Origin of the sequence: Micromonospora sp. KC207, from assembly GCF_004348615.1 — a bacterium.
GTDB lineage: Bacteria > Actinomycetota > Actinomycetes > Mycobacteriales > Micromonosporaceae > Micromonospora.
In genome coordinates this window covers 1-3998 of record NZ_SMKJ01000432.1, presented here as the reverse complement: position 1 = coordinate 3998, position 3998 = coordinate 1, and the positions used below count along the sequence as shown (strand labels likewise).

At 65.4% G+C, this 3998-nt stretch carries 5 protein-coding genes; 3 read left to right on the top strand and 2 right to left on the bottom strand.

Annotated elements, in window-relative coordinates; genetic code table 11:
• On the top strand, window positions 1–312 hold a 312-nt coding region (locus tag E1258_RS30710; protein ID WP_243715792.1), incomplete at its 5' end, for a tyrosine-type recombinase/integrase.
• 32 nt (window positions 313–344) lie between these two features.
• On the opposite strand, the gene E1258_RS30705 is transcribed toward E1258_RS30710, so the two are convergent.
• A complete protein-coding gene (locus E1258_RS30705) occupies window positions 345–608 on the bottom strand; it encodes a flavin reductase (protein ID WP_132407256.1) in 264 nt (87 codons plus the stop codon).
• A 172-nt stretch (window positions 609–780) separates the two neighbouring features.
• Here E1258_RS30705 and E1258_RS30700 point away from each other — a divergent pair, with 172 nt between their 5' ends.
• Window positions 781–1974 carry a helix-turn-helix transcriptional regulator gene (locus E1258_RS30700; protein ID WP_132407254.1) on the top strand — a complete coding sequence of 398 codons (1194 nt, stop codon included), beginning with the start codon at window positions 781–783 and terminating at the stop codon, window positions 1972–1974.
• 566 nt (window positions 1975–2540) lie between these two features.
• Complete coding sequence (locus E1258_RS30695; RefSeq protein WP_207919855.1) at window positions 2541–3050, top strand: hypothetical protein; 510 nt, start codon at window positions 2541–2543, stop codon at window positions 3048–3050.
• A 341-nt stretch (window positions 3051–3391) separates the two neighbouring features.
• On the opposite strand, the gene E1258_RS30690 is transcribed toward E1258_RS30695, so the two are convergent.
• Window positions 3392–3640: a hypothetical protein gene (locus tag E1258_RS30690; RefSeq protein WP_132407250.1), complete on the bottom strand. Its 249-nt coding sequence runs from the start codon at window positions 3638–3640 to the stop codon at window positions 3392–3394.
• Window positions 3641–3998 lie beyond the last annotated feature (358 nt).

Below are 3998 nucleotides of genomic sequence, written 5' to 3'. Positions count from 1 at the left end.
GGACCAGGCTGCCCCCAGCTCCACCGCCCTGCTGCGACAGGATCAGCGGCGAAGGTCTCTCACCCCCACTCGAACCACAGCGCCTCACGGCGCACCCACGACCTTCGACACACCTGCGCCACGCTGCTACTCGAACAGGGCGTGGACCTGGTGACGATCAAGGACCTGCTCGGCCACGCGCAGATCCACACCACCGCCGACATCTACTCCCACGTCCGGCTACGCCTGCAACGCCACGCCGTCGAGTCCATGGACCAGGCGCTGCAACCCGACCAGCCCGACGACGACCCCGACATCCGCTCCGACGACTGAACCCGACCAACCGAGAACGCGCCCCGCCGGGATCACCGCCCCGGCGGGGCGCTCTCGTTACCGTGGCGGCCATCGGGCTCGTACGGCCAGGTGAAGAACCGGCGATACAGCGTCCCCGAGGTGGTGGCCGGCATGTCCACGCACGCCTCAACGAAGAACCGCGACAGGTAGAGCATCAGCGACACCCGCGCCCCGGCGAACTCGGCCAACAACTGGCGCTTGCGCGACGGGCACGGCCACGCCAGCCCACACCCCGCACAGGTCCAGGCCGGGCGAACCGGCAGGTGCATCGACATCGCTGCTCACCTCCGGGCACGTCGGTGGTCTACGGTGGGAGGGCCGGGCACGCACCCGGGTATGAAGAATGCCGATCTTCGTGCCGGTCCCGGCCCTCCCGGAACAGCACCAGCCAGGTCCGGACTCGATGCACGTCCCCGCTGGGCCTGCCACCAGGATCAGCGGAAAGAGATGACCATGGAACCGCAACAGGGTCTTCCCCCGTCTACAGCCGACACCGCCGACCTCGGCGCGAAGCTGCGGGCCGCCCGCGAGGCCGCCGGGCACAGCCTTGCCGGCATGGCCGCGCTCACCCACTTCAGCAAGCCCTACCTCGGCCTCGTCGAAACCGGCCGCCGCCCCGCCACCCCCGACGTCGTCGAACGCTACGAACACGCCCTCGGCGAGCCGATCGGTACCCCAGCAGACCCGGTCCGGCTCACCCACGAATGGCTCATCGGCGACCCGCCCGTCCCTCGGCAGCTACGCGCCGGCCGTCGTATCGGCACCGGGCTCATCGAGACGCTGGAAGCCCGGGTGATCGAACTTCGGCACCTGGACGACACCGTCGGCAGCCGCACCCTGCTCCCCGTCATCCGCACCGAACTCGACCACGCCGAACACCTCGCCCGCACCGCCTCCTACACCGATGCCTCCGGTAAACGGCTGTACACTGTGATCGGTGAACTGGCCCAGCTTGCCGGCTGGGTCGCCAGCGACGCCGGTCGCTACCCCGACGCCCAACGGCTCTACCTGTCCGGCGTCACCGCCGCCGAATCGGCGGGAGACAGGGCGCTGGGCGCGCAACTGCTGTCCAGCCTCGCCTACCAGATCACCAACGTCGGCAAACGCGAAGACGCCCTGCTCATCACCCGCTCCGCTGTCACCGGCGCCCCCGACGCCAGTCCACTCGTCCGGGCCCTGCTGCTGGAACGCCTCGCCTGGGCCGCCGCCCGGCTCCGCGACACCGACACCACCCGCCGCACCCTCGACGCCGTCAACGACGCGTACAACCAGCGCTCCGACGGAATCGCTGAGCCCGAATGGGTCTACTGGCTCAACCGGACCGAGATCGACGTCATGGCTGCCCGCTGCCTCATCGAACTCGGCACCCCCGCCGCCGCCGAACCCCTGCTCACCCGAGCACTCGCCGGCTACAACCACGACCACGCCCGCGAAGTCGCCCTCTACCAAACCTGGCTCGCCGAAGGCCACGCCCGTGCAGGCGACCTCGACGCCGCTCGCGCCGTCCTGCGCCGCATCGACACCACCGCCAGCGACGCCGGTTCCGCCCGCCTCCACCGCCGCATCGCCGCCGTCGATCGCCTCATCAGCCGCCGCGCAAAGAAGAAGCCCACCGTCAGCAACAGGCAACCGACCGAGTAGACGCCCCCGGCCGCCGTCAGGCCCTGCGCAATCAGCCCGGCGTGCGCCCACGTTGCTGTCACGGCTGCGGTCAAAATCGCCGGCAATCAATGAGCTGCCGACGGGTGGCTGAGCGAAAGCCCAGCTCCTCGCCAAGATCGACGCCATGACCTCGCCGCAGCCACCGTAACAAGGCCACACGTACTATGTGATAGCCGGCGAAACGCCGGTGCTCGTACATAACGTTAACGGATGGCAATGTCCGACGTCGGGCGAAGGCTGGGACCATGTAAACACGTATCACCGCCCGCGCCCGAATAACGCTAGAGACGACGATCCTCGCGGAAAGGGAGTCGATGACAGCAAGGGCGTTTTTACTGGTACGGACGCTCAACTAAAGGCGCTTTTGGAGGAGACCGTCAAGCGTGGTCCCGGTAGGCCCAATAGGGGAATTGATCCAGTCACGGGACGGCGTCGCGATGGCACAAAACATGAGTGGGATTTCGGCCCGGGTAAAGGTTTCGGACGTTTGAGTAAGAACGATGGAGGCGTTGAAGCCACGGGCGTGCGTGTGATTCTAAATCCTGATGGAAGTCTCCGTACGGCGCATCCAATCTGAGGACATTATGATTGAGATCGGATACGAGATCCTGCCAATTGATCGAGAGTTATCGCCGCTTTGGCGGAAGAGTCCAGCTCCCGATCTTTCGACAGTGTCGGCCATGGACCTCGCGTATCAATACTTTCTGAGTCGAGTCGATTTCGTGATTGCGGGGGAGAATATTGGCCGACGGTGGGGATCGCTACCGCTCCTAGACTTCACCGCATCCGTCAAGTTTCTATGCAACTCGATTAAGGAATCCGGCGAAGGATCGATTGACTTCACCGAGAACGATCACAGTGTTCGCTTCGTGTGCCATGAAGATTTGGTGCACGTTGAGGACTCTTGGGCCAGCGGTGTTTTGGCGTGCGATAGAGAAGAACTATTGACGGCTGCAACGTGCTTTATTGATGGTGTTCTCCGTGATCTCTCGGCAGAACATCCGGCCATTCGATCAAATGCATTCTTCATTCAACTGGGAGAGCGATCATCCTGAGTTGCTTGGCGACGGGCGCGCGTTCTGTGGGGCAATGACTGTGGTGTATTCCGGGCCCCATCCGCGTCCGATTGAAGAGGCCCGAAAGAGGGCATGTCTCGGTCTGAATCGACCACTCCGGGGCGTAGTGGATTCGTCGCTTTGTGCGTAGCTGTGCATGGTTGTGCGCCCCGGTTGCGGTCACGGTTGCTGTCAGATAGCTAGCACACATGTGAATTGTTCGATGATCTAGGGGCTGTCGGCCGTGCCCGCGACTTTAGACGTTTTGAGCCAGCCTGCGATCTTGATGTTCCTGTATAGACGTTTTGAGCCAGCCTGCGATCTTGCGCGGCGGCGGACGCCTATTTCGCGGTCTTCCGGCCGCGTGTGGTGCCCTTGGCGGGCTTGGTGTCTGTGCTGGCGTCGTCCGGGGTCGCCGGCTCGCGCTGTTCCGCCTCGTACCTGGCGAGGTCTGCGGCGAGGTCCTGGTTGGCGTTCTTGTGCGCTTCGAGCTCCTGGACGGCACGCATGGAGGCGTCGTTGTCGCGGGCTTCCCACGCCTGGATGAGCTTCGCCGCGATCTGATCTGTTTTGAGAATGTATTGGGCCATGCGCCGGTTGAGGTTCCCGTCGGCGATGGGAGGGCTCAGCTCGCGGGCTACGTCTTGCCCCAGGTGGTCTTCTGTCGCCAGACGCTGGGCGGAACCGGTCCTGACCGGGCTGGCGTCGGAGCAGGGCCTGGCGCCGCTCGTCGCGGCGTTGCGTCGCGCCGCGGCCGGGAACCTGCTGTCGGTGGACGAACAGGAGGCGATGCACCCGACCCACGCGGCGGTCCTCGGCGCGCTACGCGGCAGGATCCAGCGATCCGCCTGGTGAAACCGCCGCGACCGATGCCCCGGTCAGCGGTTGAGGTAGGCGGACAGGCCGCCGAGCAGTACGGACACCAGCACCTCCTCCGGGGGGGGGGGG

Coding starts and splice junctions, on each gene's coding strand:
- E1258_RS30690 (WP_132407250.1), bottom strand. CDS start 3,640: ATGGCCCAATACATTCTCAAAACAGATCAGATCGCGGCGAAGCTCATC.
- E1258_RS30700 (WP_132407254.1), top strand. CDS start 781: ATGACCATGGAACCGCAACAGGGTCTTCCCCCGTCTACAGCCGACACC.
- E1258_RS30695 (WP_207919855.1), top strand. CDS start 2,541: ATGGAAGTCTCCGTACGGCGCATCCAATCTGAGGACATTATGATTGAG.
- E1258_RS30705 (WP_132407256.1), bottom strand. CDS start 608: ATGTCGATGCACCTGCCGGTTCGCCCGGCCTGGACCTGTGCGGGGTGT.